This is a genomic window from Actinomyces sp. oral taxon 170 str. F0386, assembly GCF_000195595.1.
Lineage (GTDB): Bacteria > Actinomycetota > Actinomycetes > Actinomycetales > Actinomycetaceae > Actinomyces.
Window position 1 is genome coordinate 1 of the sequence record NZ_GL882573.1, and the last position, 21633, is coordinate 21633.

Here is a 21633-nt window from a genome sequence, read left to right on the forward strand (position 1 = left end):
CGTCCGGCCCGACGTCGGGCTCGGCCCAGGGCTCGGTGCGCACCCAGGCCAGGTCGGCGGGCAGGTCGACCCCGCGGGCCGCCACCTGGGCCGCCGCCCTCGGATCGCCGACCGGCACACCGAGGTTGCGGGCCGCCAGGTTCGCCGTGCCCAGGGGGACGATGCCCATCTGGGCGCCGGTGCCGGCCAGGCCGGCCGCCACCGAGCGCACGGTTCCGTCCCCGCCCGCGGCCACCACCAGCCGGGCTCCGGCGGCCAGGGCCAGGCGCGCCTGCATCGTGCCGGGCTCGGAGACGCTCGTCTCCAGCCACACGGGTCCGGTGTAGCCGGCCCCTCGCAGCTCGCGCTCCAGCAGGCCCCGCACCACCGCGGTGGCGCGCGGCTTGGAGGGATTGACGACGACGCAGGCCAACGGCTGCCCGGGGCGCGTCGTCGCTCGGGTCCCGCCGTCGGTGGAGCCGGTCATAGGGGCAGGTTAGCCGCCTGTGCGGCCTCGGTCACGACCCGGGAGGGGCGTAGGAACGTACAGGAGGGCGTGAGCCCGGTGCGGGGTGCGTCTCGGAGCGCGGCTCAGGCCGCAGCCAGGGTCTTGATCGGAGTAACGGGCAGGTCGGCCTCGCTCACCAGGCGCGAGATGAGGGAGGCGAGCTGGGCGAAGTCGGCTCCGCGGGAGGAGGAGACCCGGTGGACCAGGCCCATGTGGCGCACCGGCGCCTCGCCGCCGAAACGGGCGACACCGTACTCCGACGACGGGGAGAGCAGCTGCAGGGCGCCCTCGGGAATGATCGTCACGCCGGAGCCGTGGGCGACCATGCGGGTCACCGTGGACAGGGTGGTGGCCACCGCGACCGGCGGCTGAGAGCCGTAGCGCTGGCACAGGGCCAGGGTCTGGTCGCGCAGGCAGTTGCCCTCGTCAAGCAGGAGGAGGGGCTGGTCATCGAGCTCGGTGGGGCTCACGTCCGTGCGCCCCACCCAGGGGTGGTTCGCGGAGGTGAGGATGACGAGCTGCTCGTCGAACATCGGGATCGCAGCGGTGCGCTGGAGGTCGTCCTCCAGGGCGATGATCGCGGCGTCCAGGCGGCCCTGGGCGAGCTGGTCGAGGTTGTCCCCGGTGACCATCTCACGCAGGTCCAGGTCCATCTGGGGCAGGGCCTCGCGCAGGCCGTCGATGAGGACGGGGGCCAGGTAGGGCGCGATGGTGGGAATGATGCCCAGGCGCATCGTGCCGCTCAGGGCGGCACCCTGGCTGGAGGCGGCCTCGTTGAAGGCCTCGGCGGCCAGGACGGCGTCGCGGGCGAAGGGGAGCAAGGCCTCGCCCAGGGAGGTCACCAGGACGCGGCGAGTGGTGCGTTCCACCAGCTCGCCGCCGACGCGCTTCTCCAGGGCGGTGATGGCCTGGGACAGGCTGGGCTGGCTGACGCCGAGAGCCGTGGCGGCCTCACCGAAGTGCTGGTGATCGCACAGGGCCACGAAGGCCCGCAGCTGGGAGAAGGACGGAGATGATGAGATCGGCATGAGTTGTGGTCCTGTGGTCGGGGGCCCGCATCACTGCGATCGGCGAGCCTGATATGACGGAGTGACAGAAAGTCGTGGACAGACGACTGGCCGGGAAGAGTGGGGAGAGTGGTGCAGGAGGCGGCGCAGGCAGGTCTCCAACGTGGCGGCCCGGGAACACCGTCGGGAACTATAGGGTACACCGATTGAAATAGATTCTATTCACAGGTGGATTACGTTGGTAGTAGGAAGTGGGTCACGTTCGCCGCTCAGGCCTGGTGTGCACAGGCGCGAGCGTGTTTGAATCGCACGTCTGTCATTCGAGCGCACTTTTCGGCCGATCCACTGGTTGATTCATGGGTCGAGGGGCCTGTGGGCCGTCGCGAGGCGACACTCATCCGACGTCGGATTGCGGCCGATCCGGCTGGAGTGTCAGGTCCGCCACGTCCCCGGTGACGGCCCGTCTCCGCCGGGACTCAGGAGAGGGTGCGGAGTCGGGCGCCCTCCTGACTACACTCAGGGGCATGATCGACCTGCGTGCGCTTCGCGAGAACCCCGAGCCCTTCCGAGCCAGCCAGCGAGCCCGCGGTGCCGACGTCGATCTCGTTGACCGCGTCATCGCCGCCGACGAGACCCGCCGTCAGGCACTGGCAGCCTTCGAGAACCTCCGCGCCGAGCAGAAGGCCGTCTCCCGGTCCGTGGGGAAGGCCTCGCCGCAGGAGCGCCCGGCGATCCTCGCCAGCGCCAAGGAGCTGGCCGAGCAGGTCAAGGCCGCCGAGGCCGCCTCCTCGGCCGCAGCCGCCGACCTCGACGCCCTGGCCCGCCAGTTCGCCAACCTCATCGAAGGGGCGCCGTCGGGAGGGGAGGAGGACTACGTCGTCCTGCGCCACGAGGGCGGCGAGCCCCGCGACTTCGCCGCCGAGGGCTTCGAGCCGGCCGACCACCTGGCGATCGGCGAGGGCCTGGACATCATCGACACCCGCCGCGGCGCCAAGGTCTCCGGCGCCCGCTTCTACTACCTCAAGGGCTGGGGCATGCGCCTGGAGCTGGCGCTCATGACGGCGGCCCTGGAGGCCGCCGTCGCCCACGGCTTCACCCCGATGACCACCCCCACCCTCGTGACCCCGCAGGTCATGGGCGGCACCGGCTTCCTGGGCGCGCACAGCGACGAGATCTACTACCTGCCCGCCGACGACCTCTACCTCACCGGCACCTCCGAGGTGGCCCTGGCCGGCTACCACGCCGACGAGATCCTCGACCTGTCCGCCGGGCCCAGGCGCTACATGGGCTGGTCCACCTGCTACCGCCGCGAGGCCGGCGCCGCCGGCAAGGACACCCGCGGCATCATCCGGGTCCACCAGTTCAACAAGGCCGAGATGTTCTCCTACTGCCGCCCCGAGGACGCCGAGGCCGAGCACGCCCGGCTCCTGGCCATGGAGGAGGAGATGCTGGCCCTGGTCGAGCTGCCCTACCGGGTCATCGACACCGCCGCCGGGGACCTGGGCTCTTCGGCCGCCCGCAAGTTCGACTGCGAGGCCTGGCTGCCCACCCAGCAGCGCTGGATGGAGGTCACCTCCACCTCCAACTGCACCACCTACCAGGCCCGCCGCCTGGCCGTGCGCGAGCGCCGGGAGGGTGGCACGAGCCCCGTGGCCACCCTCAACGGGACCCTGGCCACCACCCGCTGGATGGTCGCCATCCTGGAGAACCACCAGCAGGCCGACGGCTCGGTGCGCGTACCCGCGGGCCTGCGCCCCTACCTGGGCGGCCTGGAGGTCATCGAGCCCGTCGGCGCCACCGCCTGAGGGTCGGTCCCATGAGCCCCACGCCATCGCCCACCTCGTCGACGACGCCGGAGCCCCTGCCTGAGGCCGCCGGTGCTGCCGATGCCGCAAGCGGCACCGGCAGCACGGAGCCCACCGGCAACGGCCCGGCCATCAACCCCGCCACCGGGATCGCCCCGGCCGGCCAGCCCCTGACCCACCTGGGCGGCTCCGCGGAGTACCTCGAGCAGCTCGACGGCGTCGAGAGCGGCTCCGAGTCCGCCGGAGAGGCCGGCTCCGGGGCTGGAAGGCGCGTGCTGCGTCGTCGGGCCCTGAACCACGAGGAGTACCACGCCCTCGTCCAGGACCGGATGTGGGACCTCGACGCCCTGGAGGCCGCCGGCGGCGCCCGGCTCGCTCCGGGTGACGGGCTCGTCGTGGCCCTTGACGTCGACGGCACTATCCTCGACATGGACGGGTGCGTCTCGGAGCGGGTCATGGCCTCCATCGCCCGCCTGCGCGCCCACAAGGTGCCCGTGGTCATCTCCACCGGGCGCGGGATCGCCGCCGCCATGCCGGTGGTACGCCACCTGGGGCTGTCCACCGGCTGGATGGTGTGCGCCAACGGCGCCCTGACCCTGCGGCTCGACCCGGACGCCCCCGGCGGCTACGAGGTGGTCGACTCGCGCACCTTCGACCCGCGCACCGCCATTGAGACCCTGCACGCCGCCGTGCCCGACGGGATCATCGCCGTCGAGGATCCCGGCGTCGGGTTCAAGGTCTCCCGGCTCTTCCCCGACGGCGAGCTCATCGAGGACCAGCGGGTCGTCACCTTCGACGAGCTCGTCTCCCAGCCCGTCACCCGCGTGGTCCTGCGGGCGCCGGGCATGTCCGTGGAGCGCTTCTCCGAGATCGTGGCCGACTCCGGGCTGCACTCGGTGGAGTACGCCATCGGCTGGACGGCCTGGCTCGACGTCGCCCCCGAGGGAGTCACCAAGGCCTCCGCCCTCGAGGCGCTCGCCGCCCGCCTGGGCGCCGACCCCGCCCGTACCCTCGCGGTCGGGGACGGCTCCAACGACGTCGAGATGATCGAGTGGGCCGGGGCCGGAGTCGTCATGGGCAGCGCGCCCCCGTGGGTGCGCGACCGCGGCGATATCCTGACCGAGCCCGTGTGGCGGGACGGCTGCGCCGCCGTCCTGGACGCCCTCATAGAACGAGTAAGGCACCCCTGATGCGACAGTCCCCCCTCCCTGTCTCCCACCACAACGTCATCCGTGAGAACTCCACCGACGATGCCGGTCGGTCCGGTCGGTCCGGTCGGTCCGACGGGCCGGCCGCCGCGGGCCGACGACGCGGTACCGGCCGACTGCGACGGACCGGTCGACTTCTCGCGGCCACCAGCGCCCTGACCCTGGCGGCCGCTGCCAGTGCCGCCTGCTCGGCCGGCGGGGCCGGCTCGGCGTCGGCTTCGGGCTGCGCCGCCTACAAGGCCTACCAGGGGCACGAGGGCGCCACCGTCACCGTCTCCAGCGGCCTGACCGGCACCGAGGCCGAGCGCTTCGAGGCCTCCGTGGCCGAGTTCGAGAAGTGCACGGGCATCGACGTCGAGCACACCGGCACCACCGAGCTGCGCTCGCAGCTGCTCAACGGCTCGGGCGCGGACCTGTCCTCCAGCAGGGGGGCCTCGCCGTCGAGCCAGGACGATCCTGAGAACCTGCCCGACCTGGCGATCGTGCCGCAGCCGGGGATGGTGGCCGAGCTCGTCGACACCGGTGTGGTCCACCCGCTGCCGAACACGGTCAACAGCAACGTGGAGGCCGGCTGGGACCGGCACTGGATCCAGGTCGGCATCCACGCCTCCGTGCCGTACGCCGCCCCGCTCATGGCCTCGGTGAAGTCCCTCGTGTGGTACTCGCCGGACGCCTTCGCCAAGGCCGGCTACAAGGTGCCCGGCACCTGGGCCGAGCTGGAGGCCCTGACCCGCAAGGTCCGCGCCGATCACCCCGACGGCTCCGTGACGCCCTGGTGTGTGGGCGCCTCCGACGGGGAGTCCACCGGCTGGGTCATGACCGACTGGCTCGAGGATGTCATGCTCTCCACCCAGGGGTCCGGCGCCTACGAGACCTGGGCCTCGCACCGGGTGCCCGTGGACTCCTCGGGCGCCGTGGAGGCGCTCGACGCCGTCAGCTCCCTGGTCCTGGCCGACGGGAACGTGGCCGGCGGGCGCGGCTCGATCATCTCCCGGAGCCCTGAGCAGGCCGGGGCCGACCTGGTCAAGGGCAGTTGCCTCATGCTGCACGCCTCTTCCTCCTTCGAGAGCCGCTTCCCGGAGGGCACCGCCATCACCGACGCCGACGGCGCGAACCCGGTGGCGGTCCAGGCGCCCACCGCCACCGGGAGCGTCGCCGCCGAGGGCGGCGGCAAGACGGCCGGGCCGACGGCGTCGTCGACGTCGAGTGGCACCAAGGTCTCGGCCTTCGTCACCCCGGCGATGGACCGTGGCTCGGACGCCGTGCTGGTGGGCACCGACTATCTCGTGGCCTTCACCAGCTCGGACGCGGCCAACGCGGTCATGGCCTACCTGACCTCCCGGGACTGGGCCCGCACCCGGATGGCGATGGGCGGGGTGGCGACCGCCTACCAGGGCGTCGACCCGGACCTGGCTCCCAGCGACGTCGGCCGGCGTGCCACCACACTGCTCCAGTCGCGTCAGACAACCGTGGAGATGGACGCCTCCGACTCGATGCCCGTGGGCGTGGGCAGCAGTGCCCTGTGGCTGGCGCTGAGCCGTTGGTCGACCGGGGCGATGACCTCCCAGGAGGCGCTCACGCAGGCCGAGTCGGCCTGGCCGAAGCAGAAGTAGCCGGGGCGGGGCGTGTCATCGGGCTCAGCCTGGAGCATTGATCCGCGCGAGACGGGTCGATAGCCTTGAATCCCCAGCGGATCAAGGAGGACTCATGGGACTGGGATGGTTCGGCGCCCCCGAGCACAAGCGTTGGCTGGCCTACGAGACGCATGCCCTGCTGCACTACGCGCGCGCTGCGAAGGTGCCCACCGGGTTCGGGTGGATCGGCCAGGACGGCGAGGTGGACCCCTCCCATCCGGTCGAACTGTGGATCACCGGTCGCATGACCTTCGCCTTCTCCCTGGGGGCGCTCATGGGCATCCCTGGCTGCCGCCGCTACGCCGACCACGGCGTGCGCGCCCTGAACGGCCCTCTGCGCGACCCGGTCAACGGCGGCTGGTACTCGGCGATCGGCCTCGAGCCCGACGCCGATGGGCGTGGCGTCCCGATCGACCCCGAGGCCCGTAAGGAGTGCTACCAGCACGCCTTCGTGCTCCTGGCCGCGGCCACCGCAACAGCCGCCGACCGGCCCGGCGCCCATGAGCTGCTGCGCGATGCCATCGCGATCCAGGACCGCCACTGGTGGGACGAGGCGCAGCAGATGCCGGTCGAGTCCTACGCCGCCGACTTCACCGACCCCGAGGACTACCGGGGTATCAACGCCGCCATGCACACGGTGGAGGCCTACCTGGCCACCGCCGACGTCACCGGGGAGGTGCGCTGGCTGGAGCGGGCGCTGAAGATCGTCGACTTCGCAGTCAACGTCCAGGCCCGCCAGCACGGCTGGCGCCTGCCCGAGCACTACAGCACCTCCTGGGAACCGCGGCTCGACTACAACCACGACGAGCCGGCTCATCCCTTCCGGCCCTACGGCGTCACGCCGGGCCACGGCCTGGAGTGGGCGCGACTGACCGTGCAGCTGCGTGGGGCCCTCATCAACCGCTCCATGAGTGCGCCGGACTGGATGCTGGATGCTGCCGAGCACATCTTCGAGCAGGCCCGCACCGACGGCTGGCGCGTCGGCGGCGCCCCCGGCTTCGTCTACACCACGGACTTCGACGGCAAGCCGATGGTCCATGAGCGCATGCACTGGGTGGTCTGCGAGGGCATCTCGGCCTCGGCCGCCATCCGTCGGGCTCTGCTCGACGACGGGCACGGGGAGATCGATGTCGAGCACTACGAGCACTGCTACCGGGCCTGGATCGACTACGCCGAGGAGTTCCTCATCGAGGCGCCCGGCGTGTGGACCCACGAGCTCGACCGCGACAACCAGCCCTCGACCCGTACCTGGGCCGGGCACCCGGACATCTACCACGCCCTGCAGGCCACGCTCATGGCGCGTCTGCCGGTGTGGCCGGCGATCGGGCAGGCCCTGGCCGAGGGGCGGCTCGACGAACCGGACTCGCCGCTGCCGGCGCGCGCCAGCAAGCCGCACCGGCGAGGGTTCTTCAGTAGGTCCTGACGTCGCTGGGTGCCCTGAGCGGGCCGCCGGTGGGCCCGGTGGACCGTGGGGCTCGCAGGGATGGTAGGGTCTATGCCTGTCGCGCCCCGAGGGCGCGGCCTGGAGAGGTGACAGAGCGGCCGAATGTGGCGGTCTTGAAAACCGCTGTGCGCCTGGCGCACCGGGGGTTCGAATCCCTCCCTCTCCGCTCAAGCAACGCAATCACCTTCCGTGATACCGAGTTTGCGAACGAGGGGAAGACGTGACGGAAGATTCCCTAGCCATAACAGTCAACGCTCGGCAGTGGATCGGGCTGTGCGCGTTGGCTGGTGGGTACTTCATTGCTCTCCTCGATCTGACAATTATCAACCTCGCAGTTCCCTCGCTGACACGGGACTTAGGCGCGTCCACAGCCCAGGTGTTCTGGGCGGTCAACAGCTACGGTCTCGTTCTCGCACTGGCGATCATCCCGTCAGGTCGTTTAGGTGATCGATTCGGGCACCGACGCCTCTTCCACCTTGGGACGATCATCTTGGCAGCTGCCAGCCTCGCCTGCGGTGTTGCGACCTCTCCGTTCGTCTTGATCGTCGGCCGGTTCCTTCAGGGACTCGGTGCCGGCATGCTGGTGCCACAGACTCTCACGCTCATCGGTGTCACCTTCCCTGAAAAGATTCGTGGGCGCGCAGTCGGCATCTGGGGATCAATTGCAGGAACTGCATCCATCATCGGTCCCCTGGCCGGCGGAGTGTTGATTGACGGTCTCAGTTGGCGATGGGTCTTCCTCATCAACCTTCCGATTGCGGCTCTCGTCGTGGTTCTAGGTCTGCGAAGCCTTCCAATCGAGATGGCCCGTTCCGTGAGACTTGATCTCGTGGGCACCTTTCTCGCAGGCATCGGCCTTGTGGCACTTCTCTATGGATGTCTGCAAGGTCCCCATGCGGGCTGGGACCTGTTAACCATTGCTTGCCTGCCGTTTGCTGTGTTCTGCCTGTTTGTGTTCTTCCGGTATGAACGTCGGATAGATCCGGCGCACGCAGTTTTTCCACAGTCTCTTCGCAGAAATCCACGGTTCCTCGTTGCCGCTTTGTTCGGGCTCTTTGCGGCCCTTGGTGTATTCGCCTTGACGTTTCTCGTATCGAACTACATCCAGTCCGTGCTGGGGCAAACGGCGTTCTGGGCGGGCTTTGTTCTCGCGCCAGCGTCGATTGCGTCTGTGGTCACAGCACCTATTGCGGGTCGCTGGGTTGATGAGGGGGAAGCTCGCCTCGTTCTACAGATCGGCTTCGGGGCCTCCGCGGTGGGAACCGCCCTGAGTATGCTGATCGCCGCTATGGGGGGTTCTTGGGTGTGGTTCTTGGGGGCGACCGTCGTTTTCGGTATAGGAAACGGGTTTGTGATGGCGCCACTGACGACAGTAGGTATGACTGCGCTGAGGGGTGACGAGTTCGGTGCTGCGTCATCTCTCCTCAATGTCCTTCGTCAAGCCGGCCCTGTGTTAGGGGGAGCCGTTGTCGGACTCTTGATGCAGATGCTCGCCGCTATGCCTACCGAAGTCGACCCCCTGGGGATTTCGAGTTCGGTCGTTGCGTGGGTATTGGGCGTTCCCTTGCTGCTATTTATTGTCGGTCTCTTTGTGTATTCGCTCGTTCCGAGGTCGCTGGTGTCAGCAATTGATTGAGGTGGTTCCGCGGCAGAGTTCCGCCGTGCATGCTGTCGTTGATTTAAAAAGACGTGTCCCACGGAGGTTACGTGAGTTCTTCCGCTCGCTGGATGTACTTGCCGACTATGCTTGGTGCCACATCGTGCTTCTCGGCGATCTCCGTGTAAATCAGGCCACGGTTGAGGTGGTCGGTCACTATCTAGTCGACGCCTCGCTGTCTGAATCACACCAGAAGGCTGCGCTGCTTGACTTCTGATCTTTGTTCGGACTGTCTGCCACCAGCCAGCGCAGTTTCCAGCGCGCGTCGGGTCACCACTAGCGTGTAGCTGTATCTGGAGCAGGCCTGCAAGATCTCCGCTCAGGAACTTGATAACCTACTTGAGCCCTCGGCAGCCGATGCGCTGCCGAGGGCTCAAGTGTTGCGGGAGTGGGGAGATGGGAATGGTAACTATGCTGCGATCCTCAGGGTCGTGCCTCCGAATGTGCTCGGGTCAGCTGTAGAAGTCGACTGGTTCGTGGCCACCCACTTGGTAATAGTAACGACTGTCTTCGTAAGCTCGTGCCAAGCTGACGCACTTTGTTTGTCCTTGATAGACTTTGAAAAAGTGGCTTGGGCCGCGTCCGCTGGATGGCCCAATATAAATGTAACTCTGGGTAAGGAGGCCATTATTTGTGATGCAGAATCGGTCGGCGCCATCGTCGTAACTGACCATTGCTTGGCCGCCGGTACCGTAGTCTGTCGGTCCGAAGGAGTTGGCGGAAGCCGGTGCAGCTACGGCAACTGCTCCTAGAAGTGCTGAACCGACTGCTGCGGTCTTGATGAGGTTTCTCTTTGTGAATTGCATGCGAATCTCCTTCTTTGGATGGGCATTGAAGTCGGGGTGACTTCGCGTTTGCTGCCGTACAACTATGGGACCTCGAAATCTGTTTTCACGGTAGGGGGATCAATCTCCTGTGGTGTATGCACAAAGAAAACGGGGTGGTGAGTGCATGTTTCGCATGCGCGTTGTACATGGTCCACACATGCCTGGGCGACCCGTCGTCCTGGCCGCCCAGAGAGGCGATCCACAGTGGCCTCGGCATCTTCATCGTCGGTCGTTGACGGCCCGCGCGACGCTCGCGCTTCAGCGCGCCACTCCTGCGGTTTGCTCGCGGGGGCGTCCTCCCGGTAGGCTGCCCGTGCGCCCTGCGGCAGAGCCGTGGGAAGGCGATGGAGATGTCGCATAGTGGCCTAGTGCGCCTCCCTGCTAAGGAGGTTGGGGTGGAAGCCCCTCGGGAGTTCGAATCTCCCCATCTCCGCCAGAGCAAGAGCCCCGGCGCGCAGCAGCGCGCCGGGGCTCCGCCGTCGGCGCCATCGGTCCGCCGGTGATGTTCGTCGGGGTCGCCTGCCGGCGGTACTGGACGTCCCGGAACGTGCCGGGTGCCCACGAGCCCGTTGCGGCCGCGTCCCACTGACCGACTCCCCACGAATCAAGGCCGATCGGGGCGTTCGCCTCTGGCCGATCGGGGTGCCTGTGTGTCGTCTCGAGCCGATCCGGGATAGCGTGATGCTGTACTCGACTGAGAGGGACCTCATGTCTGACCACGACGCAACCCAGCCTCCGGCCTCCGGAACGCCCCGACCCGGTCAGGGGGACGAGTTCAACGCCCGGACCGTCCTCATCAACCAGGAGCTGCTCGACGCCGCACGCGCCGAGTCGCAGCAGGCCGCCGGGCAGGTGCCCGGCTCTGCATCTGGTGCGGTGCCTGGAGCCCACGCCCAGGCCGGATCGTGGCGCCCCGTGCAGCCCGACCTTCCCGCCGGGCCTCCCCCCGAGGAACAGACGCGCGCCTACCCCGCAGGTGCCGGAGCAGCGGCGGCCCAGCAGGCATCCGCCCCGGCCGACCCCTACGCTCAGGGCAATCCTTACGTCCAGCAGAGCGGGGCCGATCCACTCGGATCACAGAGCCCACAGCCCCAGCCCGGTCAGCCGACCCAGTTCGGTCAGCCCGACCCGGCCGCAGGCGCTGGATTCGGCGGCTCCGGCGCCTCCCCCTTCCAGACCGGGCAGCCCCCCGCTCAGGCAGCCGGCCAGCCGGCGCCCTACAACAACCAGCCGGATCAGCCCGCCTGGAGAGCGCTCCAGGCCGACGACGGCGCCGCGGCTGCGGCCTCGCCCTTCGCCCAGTCTGCGCCCGTAACCCCCTCGGCGCCCGGATCTGCTTCCGGTCAGGAGACCCTGAACTGGCAGGACCAGCAGGCTCCGGCTCAGCCGGCGATTCCCCAGGACCAGCAGACCTTTGCTCAGCAGCCCGCCCCGCACTCGCACCCCTTCAGTGGGGGCCGCCACGACGGTGACGTCGGTATGTCCTCGGTCTTCCCGACGGCAACCGCGCGCGCCGAGGCCGAGCAGGCGGCGGAGGCCTTCGCCGCCCCCGCGGCGGCGCAGCCTGGCGCCCAGTCCGCGCCGTCGTCGGCCCCGTCCGTCCCTTCGCAGGGATCGGCGCCCCAGTGGGGCTCGGCCCCCTCCTCCGACGCCGCAGCCGGGCAGGTCCCCGCCTTCTCCGACGTGGTTCCCCCCGCCGCGGGGGCGTCATTCGGGCAGTCGACAGGTGGTGGCGCGCTGGCGCAGCCCTACGATGAGGGCGCGGACTCCGTCGGCAGCTGGATGCTGACGATGTTCCTGGCCGCCATTCCGTTGTTTGGACTCATTTACCTGCTGATGCTCGCCTTCGGCGACGGCCGCTCGGTCGCTAGGAAGAACTGGGCCAGGGCCGCTCTCATCTGGATGGTGATCGGTGTCGTTCTGAGCATCATCCTCGTCGTGGTGCTCGGCGCGCTTGGCCTCTCGATGTGGTCTTTCAACACCGGGAGTACCAGCGTCGGGTAGGGACCCAGTGGCTCGCAGACGAGCACCGCTGTCATGACAGCGCGCACAGGGTTGGACTCCCGCCGTCGGCGGGGCTCCGGCCCTGTGCCCATCCTCACGAGGTGCGGATTTGTCCCCTGGGTGGACGCTGAGTAGTCTTCTATCCGTCGGCAACGACGAGCGCCTGTAGCTCAACGGATAGAGCATCTGACTACGGATCAGAAGGTTGGGGGTTCGAATCCCTTCGGGCGCACCAACACCCCGCCCTCGGCTGAATGAGTCGGAGCCGGGGTGTTTTCCATTTCTGGGATTCCCCGGCTTCGACGGCGCGGCTCAGCTGAGTCGCTGCTGAATCTCCACGTCAGTCTTTCTCACCCCCAGCCCGGGGCTCCGGGTCGGCCGCGCAGACCTCGCCGTTAGAGGGAAGCGTTCCGTTGACGAGGAAGTCGCTGACCTTCGCGCTCGTGCAGGCATTGCGACCGGTGGCTCCGTGCCCGTACATGTCCACGCTCAGCAGATGGCTGTTGCGGATTCTCGACACCAGTGCCTGGGACCACGGGTAGGGGGTGGTCGGGTCATGCAGGATGCCGACGACGAGCACCGGGTTCGTGGCCTCGACGTCGACGTCGACGGCCTCGGTCTTGCTGGTGTGTCCCCAGCCGTGGCAGAAGGCGTCGATCTGGGGGACAGTGCTGTGGAAGACCGGGTAGTCACGATGGTAGGAGACCAGTGCCGTATCCCAGCTCGCCTCATTCCCGGTGTCGGGGAAGTCGAGGCAGCGGTTGGCCGAGAAGACCTTGAAAGCTTGGAGCCGCTCGACGACCTGCTTCTCGGTCGTGGGAGGCGCGCTACTGCTCGGGAGGGAGGCGGCGTTCTTCGCCAGTGCGGTGCCGTCGTGCGCGTTCATGGCCTGGGTCAGTCCCTCGTTGAGCAGCGGCCACTGATCGGGCGAGGAGTTGACCAGCGTACTGATGGCGTCAACGGCCTTGGTGCGGTTCAGGGATGTTCCGGCGTCGGAGACTGTCAGCGGGTTGGCGTCCAGACCGTCGAGGAAGGCCGCGAGCTGGGCGACCGCCTCATCCGTTGTCCCGCTCAGGGGGAACCCGGCCTGGCCCTGCTGGGACTCGATATAGGTGCGCAGCGCCTGCTCCGCGGCTGCGGCATCACCTTCCGTCGGCTCCTGACGAGACATGGTGGGGTCCATGGCGCTGTCCAGGACGACGCGTCCGATATTGTCCGGGAAGAGCTCGGCGTAGACCGCGCCCAGGTAGGTCCCGTAGGAGTAGCCGAGGTAGTTCAGGTCCTTGTCCCCTACCAGCGCCCGCATGACATCCATGTCGCGGGCCACCGAACGGGTGTCCGCGTGATCGAGGATCTCGGGGACCTCCGTGTGCTCCTGGCAGGCCGCGGCCGCGCGCGAGCCCTGGGCGACGATGTCGGCGGCGCTTCCCGGTGTCGAGAGGGAGGGCATCTCCGCCTGTCCGGCCAGAATCGCCTGGACGTCCTCGGGGGTCCAGCAAGTGATGGGAGTGGACTGGCCGACGCCGCGAGGGTCGAAGCCGATGACGTCGTAGTTCGCCAGGACCTCCGACAGGTCACCGCTCTTGTAGAGCTCGGCCTGCGACTCGATGGTGGAGATGCCACTTCCCCCGGGGCCGCCGGGGTTGAGGAACACCGATCCCCGAGGGGAGGAGCTCGTCGAGGGCAGCTTCTTGAGAGCCACTGTGATGGTCTTCCCCTGCGGGTTGTCATAGTCCAGGGGAACGGTCACGGTGGCGCACTGGAAGGCGGTGCCGGTGGCGTCGTCGGTGCAGTCGGTCCAGGTGAGGTCCTGATTGTAGAAGGACTCCAGGCCCTCGGGGACGCCCGCCCCCGTGGACCCGGTGGATCCCGTGGATCCTCCGGAACCGTTTGAGCCGTTACTGTCGGTGGCCTGAGACGTGCCGGCGGTGCTGCTCGAGGCTGCGCTGCTGTCCAGGACGACACCGGTCTGATGGGAGTCGTGCGCGGGTGGGCTCACAGCGGCTGCGGTGTTGGCACCGAGCATGCTGCAGGCAGTGAGCGTACCGAGCAGGGTGAGGACGGCGAGGGTTGAGGTGGCGTGCGATGGTGAGGTCGTTCGTAGGCGTCTCATGGTGACGAGCATTGTCCTTCCACAGCACGATGGCCCCCGCCTGAAGCACAGCAGTGCCTGTCCGTATGGACAGTTCGGGCTCTGAACGAACTCTCAGACGCCGGCGGCCTCGAATGCCTGGGTCAGGTCCGCGATGAGGTCGTCGACGTGCTCGATCCCCACGCTCAGGCGCATGAGCCGGTCGCTCAACCCGTAGGAGGCGCGCACCTCGGCGGGCACGTCCGCGTGCGTCTGCACCGACGGACAGGTCACCAGCGACTCCACACCCCCCAGGGACTCGGCGAAGGTGAACACCCGCACCGAATTCAGGAAGCGGGCCACATCCACCGACTCGGCCAGGTCGAAACTCACCATGCCCGACCGCCCCGGGTAGAGCACGTGCGTCACATACCGGCTGGAGCGCAGGAACTCCGCGATCGCGGTGGCGTTGGCCTCGTGGCGCTCCATGCGCAGCGCCAGGGTCTTGAGCCCGCGCAGCAGCAGGAAGCAGTCGAAGGGCCCAAGCGTCGCGCCGGTCGTGTTGAGCCGGTAGCTCAGCCGCTCGGCCAGGACGTCGTCGGCCACTACCGCCACGCCGGCCATGACGTCGTTGTGCCCGCCCAGGTACTTCGTGCCCGAGTGGACGACGACGTCGGCCCCCAGCTCCAGGGGCCGCTGCACCACCGGGGTGTAGAAGGTGTTGTCCACCACCAGTCTCGCCCCGGCGGCGCGGGCCAGCTCGGCCGCCTCGTGGATCGGGATCTCCTCCATCATCGGGTTCGTGGGCGTCTCGATGACGACCAGGTCGGCCGGGGAGGCCAGTGCCTCACGCAGACCCTCGAGGCCCAGGACGAAGTCGACGCGCGCGGCGCCCTCCTCGGCCAGGACCTCCAGGAAGCGGAAGGAGCCGCCGTACAGGTCTCGCAGCGCCACGATCCGGCTGCCGTGCGGCGCCAGCGTGCGGGTCACCAGCTCCAGGGCCGCCATCCCCGAGGACAGGGCGAAGGCCGCTGTCCCGCCCTCCAGACGGGCCAGGGCGTCCTGCAGGACATCGCGGGTGGGGCTGGCCGTGCGCGTGTAGTCGTAACCCGTCGACTCGCCCAGACCCGGGTGACCGTAGGCGGTCGACAGATGAATCGGCGTCGTGATCGCGCCCGTGGCCGGGTCGGTGCCGGTTCCGGCGCGCACCAGCAGCGTCTCCAGGCGGACCTGCGGGGTCGGGGACGACGACGTCGGGTGGTGGTGGACGGGGAAGGTACGGGCGGCCGGCGGCTCGGGACACTCGGGGCGGCCGGTGGGCTGGGTGGCGGACTGGCTGGTCATGGGCGGTTTCTCCTCGGGCTGGCGGGGCGGAAGGAATGATGGCTGAGGGGCGGCGGCGGTGCGGCCGGTGACCGGTGGCTGGACGCCGGTCAGCCGGTCCGGTTGGCGGGACGTGGGCGAGTCTGCTCGGGCGATCCGGCTCAGGCGGACAGGGCGACGCGGCCGCGCCCGGCTCGCTCAGCGGCCCGAGCGGTCACGGCGGCGACGGCCGCCTCCAGCCGGTCCAGGGCGGCGTCGAGCGTGGCGCGGGGGCAGGCGACGTTGATGCGGGTGAAGCCCTCGCCGCCGGCCCCGAAGATCCGGCCGTCGTCGAGCCAGAGCCCGGCCTCGTGCAGCATGACGTCGTCGAGCTCGTCGGGCGTGAGCCCGGCGGTCTGAAGAAAGCCGGAGCAGTCCAGCCACAGCAGGTAGGTGCCCTCACAGGGCGCCGCCTCCACGCCCTCGATCCGCTCCAGGCGCGCCTCGACGTGGGCGCGGGCCGCCGCGATGTGCTCGCGCAGGGCGTCGAGCCAGGCCTCGCCGCCCTCGTACGCGGCCCGGCAGGCCGTCAGGCCCAGGACATTGGGCTGGGAGTAGCCGGTGGTCGCCAGCTCGCGGCGGAAGGCCTCGCGCAGGTGCGCATCGGCGATGAGGATGTTGGCGACCTGCAGACCCGCCAGGTTGAAGGACTTCGACGGCGAGGTGCAGGTGATCGTGCGGGCGGCGGTGGCCCTGCCCAGGGAGGCGAAGGGCGTCGTCGCGAAACCCGGCAGGGCCAGGTCGGCGTGGATCTCATCGGACACGACGACGACGCCGTGGCGGGCCGCCACCTCGTCCAGGGCGGCGAGCTCATCGCGGCTCCAGACCCGACCGACCGGGTTGTGCGGGTTGCACAGGAGCAGCAGGCGCGAGCCGGTGGCCTCGATCGTGGACTCCAGGGCGGCCAGGTCACGGCGGTAGACGCCGTTGGCGTCACGCACCAGGGGGACGGCGGCCACGGTGCGCCCGTTGTCCTCGACCACCTCGCGGAAGGGGTAGTAGACGGGCTCCTCGATGAGGACCGCCTCGCCCGGCGCGGTCAGCGCACGCACGGCCAGGGCCAGGGCCGGGACGACGCCGGGGGTCACGGTGTTCCAGGCCGCCTCCACCTGCCAGCCGTAGCGGCGGGAGAACCAGCCGGTCAGGGCGGCGTTGTAGGCGTCGTCGGGCTCGGAGTAGCCGAAGATGCCGTGGCGGGTGCGCCACAGCAGGGCGCTGGTGACCGCCGGTGCGGTGGCGTGGTCCATGTCCGCCACCCACAGGGGCAGGACGCCTTCGGGCCGGCCGCGCTCGACGGCGAAGTCCCACTTGAGGCTGGCGGTGCCGCGGCGGTCGGGGACGACGTTGAAGGAGGAGGCCTCGACGGCGGGTGCGGTGGAGAAGGGGGAACGACCGGTCGAGGAGAAGGCGGCTGCGGGGGAGGAGGCGGCCGCTGGGGCCGACGTTGACGCGAGAGCGGGGCGGCCGGGACAGGCGTCGTCGAGGTCGGCGGATCGGCGGGAGTCGCTGGTGGTCGTGACGGGGGTGAGGTGGGCGTGCATGGCTGGGGTCCTCTCAGGTCCCCGGGTGCGGCGATGTGCGTCAGCGCAAGGTGCGTGGATGCAGCGCGTCGGCTCGGCGCTCCGGGGCGGCCGGCGTGCGGGCCGGCCGAGGTGGCGGGTTGCTGGAGGGATGAACACGGGGGCGGCAGGGCCTCCGCGGAGTGCGACGAGCCGGTCTCTATCGGCTCGGACTCTCACCGTTACGTGTCAGACAGCGACGGCTGGCGCTGTCAGCGCATGCACATTCGACCCTCGCCAAGGGTGCGCACCATCATCGTGCGGGCCTGGGGCGAAAGAGTCGTCATGACCGCGAGCATAGCGGGAGCGTCGCCGCCGGCGCCACCTCGCTGGTCGTCGCCGTGATCTCGCCCTGCTGGGCGACGTATGTCAAGACGGGGAGCCTTATCCACACTTTCTACCGATCAATAACGATAGTGTCGGTGCTGGTCGTGCCGTCTTGGCAGGTTCACGGCCACCGCCGCAGCCATCACCCAGTGGAGGCGGCCCGGGGGAGGGGTCTCCCTCCTTCACCATCACCGACGCAGCAAGGAGCTGTACATCCCATGACTCAGAAACCTGACCACCCGATGACCCTGGATCCGCCTCGTCCTCCGGCCCGCCCCGCACGCAGCCGGGGGATCAACCGACGCAGCATGCTCAAGGGGGTGGGCGGGGCTGCCGCCCTCGCCGCCGTGGGCGCCGGCGTGTCCGTGGCCGGTGCGGCTCCCGCCCAGGCCGCGGGCCTGAGCGTCGTCGAGCACCAGGACGGCGGCCGCATGCAGTACTACCGGTTCTCCACGCCGTCCATCGCCTGGAACCCGGCCGTCAATGTGCTTCTGCCTGACGGCTACACCCCCGCTCGCCGCTACCCGGTGCTCTACCTCCTCCACGGAGGGGGCGGCGACAACGATTTCAGGATCTTCGACAAACTGGGCATTCGGGACTATACCGTGGGCCGCGAGCTCATCGTCGTCATGCCCGATGGAGGAACCGCCGGCTGGTACTCCAACCCGGTGAGCTCCCACGTGGGGCCCCGCAACTGGGAGACCTTCCACGTGGGCGAGCTCATCCCGTGGGTGGACGCCACCTTCAGCACCATCGCGGAGTTCGCCGGGCGTGCCGTCTCCGGGTTCTCCATGGGAGGCCTCGGGGCCCTGAAGTACACCGCCAAGTACTACGGGCACTTCGCCTCCGTCTCCTGTCACTCGGGGCCCGCCGACCTGCGCGGGACGGACGGCGCCGCGATCACCCACTGGGCGAATCTGACCTCGATGGTCGAGCTCGGGGGCGGCATGGTCTACGGGTCCCCGTGGGACGAGGCGCGCGTGAGCGCGGACAACCCCATGGAGCACATCGAGAACTACCGGGGCAAGCGCATCTTCCTCGTCTGCGGAACGGATCCCGTCGACCAGAACGAGAAGCATGTCCTGCCGACGCAGCGGACCTTCGGCGGTGCCCTGGCGGCTGCCGGCATTCCTCACGAGCGCTATGAGGACGCGGGAGGCCACCTTGTGCGCCCGGAGCGGCTGCAGCAGGATATCGACGGCATTATCGCCCATCTGACCAAGGCCGGTTGAGGGCCTTCCCGTCGTTCTACGGCCCCTGAGGCCCACTGACACGGAGCCGGCGTGGCCGGCCCGGGAGCTCGGCGTCGAGAATCGTGGTGTCAGCGGTTCTCGACGCCGAACCCGGACGTACTCCTCGCCGTCCCAGCCTGCTCCCCGGCCGTCGGCCAGCCGGCCCGGCGCAGGCGCAGGGAGTTGGTGACCACGATGACGCTGGAGGCAGCCATGGCGGCCCCCGCGATCATCGGGTTGAGCAGCCCCGCGGCCGCCAGCGGGATCGCGGCCACGTTGTAGGCGAAGGCCCAGAACAGGTTCTGGCGGATGATCCGCAGGGTCGCCCGCGACACCCGCACCGCCGCCACCGCAGCGTCCAGGTCCGTGCGCACCAGGGTGATGTCGGCGGCCTCGATGGCCACGTCCGCCCCCGAGCCCATGGCGAGGCCCAGCCCCCGAGTCCCGGCCTGGGCCAGGGCCGCAGCATCGTTGACCCCGTCGCCCACCATGCCCACCACTGCGCCCTCGGCCTGCAGGGCGGCGACGACGTCCCGCTTATCAGCGGGCAGCACCTCGGCGCGCACGTCGACGGCGTCGATCCCCACCTGAGCCGCCACGTGCTCGGCGGCCCGGACGTTGTCCCCGGTCAGCAGCACTGGGCGGATCCCCAGCTCCCGCAGCGCGGCCACCGCCGCCCGCGAGGAGGACCGCACGGTGTCTCGCACCACGAGGACCGCCACCGCCCGCAGCGGCTGAGCGTCCGCAGTGCCTGAGCCCACGGCGTTGTCTGCGACGGCATCGGCGCCAGCGGCATGATCGACGCCGGTGGTCCCGGCGCTGTCCTCAGCGCTCGCGGCCGCACCGACGGCGCTGCCCACAGCCAGGACGACGGCGGTCGCCCCGGACCCCTGCGCCTCCTCCACGGCGGAGCGCACCGCCTCGGGAACCTCGACGCCCAGCTCTCCCGTGAGCCAGCCCGGCCGGCCCACCGCTACCCGGTGGCCCTCCACCGTTCCCGACACGCCGCGGCCCTCGTGGTTGGAGAAGCCGGCCGGTGCCGGCAGGTCGCCCAGGCGCTCGCGGGCGGCCGTCGTGATCGCCGCGGCCACCGGGTGCTCTGAGGCCGACTCGACCGCCCCCGCCAGGCGCAGCGCCTCGTCCCCGAGCGGGCTCAGGCTTGCGGGGGCGTCCGCCTGGCTGCTTGCGCCGGCGCCAACCTCGCCGCTGCCGGCCGAGTCCGGGGCCTGCGCGGCCCGGTCCGGGTGCTGCCCGCCGATCTCGCGGCAGGCCTCGGTATCCAGGCTCATGCGCCCCTGGGTGACCGTGCCGGTCTTGTCCACGACCATCGTGTCCAGCGCCCGCGTCGACTCCAGCACCTCCGGGCCCTTGATGACCACGCCCAGCTGGGCGGCCCGGCCCGAGCCGACCAGTAGCGCCGTCGGCGTGGCCAGCCCCAGCGCGCAGGGACAGGCGATGACGAGCACGGCCACCGCCGCGGTGAAGGCCGCCTGCGGGCTGTGCCCGGTGAGCAGCCAGCCCGCCAGGGTCGCGGCCGACAGCATCAGGACGATCGGTACGAACACCCCCGAGACCCGGTCCGCCAGGCGCTGGATGGGTGCCTTGCCCGCCTGCGCGGCGGTCACCATCTGGCCGATCCGGGCCAGCGTCGTCCCCTCGCCCACGGCCGTGGCTCGCACCAGCAGCGCGCCGGAGGTGTTGACGGTCGCCCCGGTGACGGCCTGCCCGGCCTCCACCTCGGTGGGCACTGACTCGCCGGTGAGCAGCGAGGCGTCCACCGCCGAGCGGCCCTCGACGACGACGCCGTCGGTGGCCACCTTCTCGCCCGGCCGCACGAGGAACAGGTCTCCGACCGCCAGCTCCTCGATGCTGATGCGCTCCTCGGTGCGGGTGGTCTCGGCCCGGGGTGAGCCGTCCCCGTCCAGGACGTCGATGGCGTCGCGGCTGCCCGACGGCGAGGTGAGGACCACGCGGGTCACCTCCTTGGCGCCCAGCTCCAGCAGGGCGCGCAGGGCGTCGCCGGAGCGGTACTTGGCGCGCGCCTCCGCGTAGCGGCCCGCCAGGAGGAAGGTGGTCACCCAGGCGGCCGACTCGAAGTACATGTGAGCGGCGTGCCCCTGGGAGCGGGGCAGCAGCTCCATGCTCATCCGCATGCCGATGTGCCCGGCGCCGCCGAGCACCAACGCCCACAGGCTCCAACCGGTCGCTGCAATGACCCCCAGCGACACGAGCGTGTCCATGGTGAAGGCCCCGTGGCGCAGTGCCCGGAAGGCCGCCTTGTGGAAGGGCCAGGCCCCCCAGACCGCCACCGGCAGCGCCATGAGAGCCACCGTCCACTGCCAGCCGGGCAGCTGAAGGGCCGGCACCATGGAGATCGCCATGATCGGTACCGACAGGATGAGGCAGTAGATGAGCCGTAGCCGCAGGTCGGCGGCCCGCTCCACGTGCGAGGCGCCCAGGGTCGGTGCGGACGTCGCGGAGGCGGGGCGGGGGCCGACGTCGCCGGAGAGCGTCGTTGACGTGCTCGCCGCGGTGGCCGGCTCCGCGGCCGCCACCGATAGTGTCGCGCGGCCTGGTCTGCCCCCGGCGCTGCGTTCGGCGCCGGCCGAACCGGCCGGTCCCCGTGTGGATGCCGACGTCGCCGATGCTGCTGACGTCGAGGCTGCCTCACCGGCCGGCGACTCCTCAGGTGAGGCGGTTCCCAGCAGGGCGCCGGAGTACCCGGCGCGGGCGACAGTGGCCAGGAGGTCATCGACGCTCACCGTGCTCGGGGCGGTGACCCGGGCCGACTCGGTGGCGAGATTGACCGAGGCGCTCACGCCGTCGAGCTTGTTCAGCTTCTTCTCCACCCGGGCCACGCAGCTGGCGCAGGTCATGCCCCCGATGGACAGGCTGACGGTGCGCAGCTGCTCGCCGGGTTCCCGAGTGGTCGGTGCGCTCATGTGAGTCTCCTTGTCTGTGCTGCCGCTCCACGGCGCCCGGGCGCCGGGCGTCGACGTTGAGACTCCC

The 21633-nt window shown here is 69.9% G+C and carries 15 protein-coding genes and 3 tRNA genes; 11 read left to right on the forward strand and 7 right to left on the reverse strand.

Features of this window, described 5'->3' with window-relative positions:
• A partial coding sequence (locus tag HMPREF9056_RS11590; protein ID WP_009405301.1) for a diacylglycerol kinase family protein occupies positions 1–466 on the reverse strand: 466 nt, incomplete at its 3' end.
• A 104-nt stretch (positions 467–570) separates the two neighbouring features.
• Positions 571–1515 (reverse strand): LysR substrate-binding domain-containing protein, encoded by a 945-nt coding sequence (locus tag HMPREF9056_RS11595; RefSeq protein WP_009405302.1) that lies wholly within the window; start codon positions 1513–1515, stop codon positions 571–573.
• Between the two features lie 503 nt (positions 1516–2018).
• Here HMPREF9056_RS11595 and serS point away from each other — a divergent pair.
• The 7 genes from serS to HMPREF9056_RS14205 all read left to right on the forward strand — a co-directional run bounded on the left by serS (position 2019) and on the right by HMPREF9056_RS14205 (position 9459).
• Positions 2019–3299, forward strand: a complete 1281-nt coding sequence (serS, locus tag HMPREF9056_RS11600) for a serine--tRNA ligase (protein WP_009405303.1) — start codon at positions 2019–2021, stop codon at positions 3297–3299.
• 11 nt (positions 3300–3310) lie between these two features.
• Positions 3311–4489: an HAD family hydrolase gene (locus HMPREF9056_RS11605; RefSeq protein WP_009405304.1), complete on the forward strand. Its 1179-nt coding sequence runs from the start codon at positions 3311–3313 to the stop codon at positions 4487–4489.
• Positions 4489–6120: an ABC transporter substrate-binding protein gene (locus tag HMPREF9056_RS11610; protein ID WP_009405305.1), complete on the forward strand. Its 1632-nt coding sequence runs from the start codon at positions 4489–4491 to the stop codon at positions 6118–6120. Before HMPREF9056_RS11605 ends, HMPREF9056_RS11610 begins: the two co-directional genes overlap by 1 nt.
• 94 nt (positions 6121–6214) lie before the next feature.
• Entirely contained in the window at positions 6215–7564 is a 1350-nt protein-coding gene (locus HMPREF9056_RS11615) for an AGE family epimerase/isomerase (protein WP_009405306.1), read from the forward strand.
• A gap of 101 nt (positions 7565–7665) precedes the next feature.
• Positions 7666–7751, forward strand: a tRNA-Ser gene (locus HMPREF9056_RS11620).
• 54 nt (positions 7752–7805) lie between these two features.
• Positions 7806–9221, forward strand: coding sequence for a DHA2 family efflux MFS transporter permease subunit (locus HMPREF9056_RS11625; RefSeq protein WP_009405307.1), 1416 nt, complete (start codon positions 7806–7808; stop codon positions 9219–9221).
• A 25-nt stretch (positions 9222–9246) separates the two neighbouring features.
• Positions 9247–9459 (forward strand): hypothetical protein, encoded by a 213-nt coding sequence (locus tag HMPREF9056_RS14205; protein ID WP_157185081.1) that lies wholly within the window; start codon positions 9247–9249, stop codon positions 9457–9459.
• 235 nt (positions 9460–9694) lie between these two features.
• On the opposite strand, the gene HMPREF9056_RS13840 is transcribed toward HMPREF9056_RS14205, so the two are convergent.
• Positions 9695–10048 (reverse strand): hypothetical protein, encoded by a 354-nt coding sequence (locus HMPREF9056_RS13840; RefSeq protein WP_087942270.1) that lies wholly within the window; start codon positions 10046–10048, stop codon positions 9695–9697.
• 367 nt (positions 10049–10415) lie between these two features.
• Between HMPREF9056_RS13840 and HMPREF9056_RS11630 the strand changes: the two genes are divergently transcribed.
• The 3 genes from HMPREF9056_RS11630 to HMPREF9056_RS11640 all read left to right on the forward strand — a co-directional run bounded on the left by HMPREF9056_RS11630 (position 10416) and on the right by HMPREF9056_RS11640 (position 12308).
• Positions 10416–10505 (forward strand) — tRNA-Ser (locus HMPREF9056_RS11630).
• A gap of 272 nt (positions 10506–10777) precedes the next feature.
• Positions 10778–12073 (forward strand): hypothetical protein, encoded by a 1296-nt coding sequence (locus tag HMPREF9056_RS14785; protein WP_253270028.1) that lies wholly within the window; start codon positions 10778–10780, stop codon positions 12071–12073.
• A gap of 159 nt (positions 12074–12232) precedes the next feature.
• Positions 12233–12308: transfer RNA gene (locus HMPREF9056_RS11640), tRNA-Arg, on the forward strand.
• A gap of 105 nt (positions 12309–12413) precedes the next feature.
• On the opposite strand, the gene HMPREF9056_RS11645 is transcribed toward HMPREF9056_RS11640, so the two are convergent.
• From HMPREF9056_RS11645 to HMPREF9056_RS11655, 3 genes are all read right to left on the reverse strand, one after another.
• Positions 12414–14186, reverse strand: coding sequence for an alpha/beta hydrolase (locus HMPREF9056_RS11645; protein WP_034514564.1), 1773 nt, complete (start codon positions 14184–14186; stop codon positions 12414–12416).
• A 93-nt stretch (positions 14187–14279) separates the two neighbouring features.
• Positions 14280–15488, reverse strand: a complete 1209-nt coding sequence (locus tag HMPREF9056_RS11650; protein WP_009405310.1) for a PLP-dependent transferase — start codon at positions 15486–15488, stop codon at positions 14280–14282.
• Positions 15489–15628: 140 nt separating this feature from the next.
• Positions 15629–17047, reverse strand: coding sequence for a MalY/PatB family protein (locus HMPREF9056_RS11655; RefSeq protein WP_009405311.1), 1419 nt, complete (start codon positions 17045–17047; stop codon positions 15629–15631).
• A gap of 563 nt (positions 17048–17610) precedes the next feature.
• Here HMPREF9056_RS11655 and HMPREF9056_RS11660 point away from each other — a divergent pair.
• Positions 17611–18624: an alpha/beta hydrolase family protein gene (locus HMPREF9056_RS11660; RefSeq protein ID WP_087942271.1), complete on the forward strand. Its 1014-nt coding sequence runs from the start codon at positions 17611–17613 to the stop codon at positions 18622–18624.
• 89 nt (positions 18625–18713) lie between these two features.
• On the opposite strand, the gene HMPREF9056_RS11665 is transcribed toward HMPREF9056_RS11660, so the two are convergent.
• Positions 18714–21566: a cation-translocating P-type ATPase gene (locus HMPREF9056_RS11665; protein ID WP_087942272.1), complete on the reverse strand. Its 2853-nt coding sequence runs from the start codon at positions 21564–21566 to the stop codon at positions 18714–18716.
• Between the last annotated feature and the right edge of the window lie 67 nt (positions 21567–21633).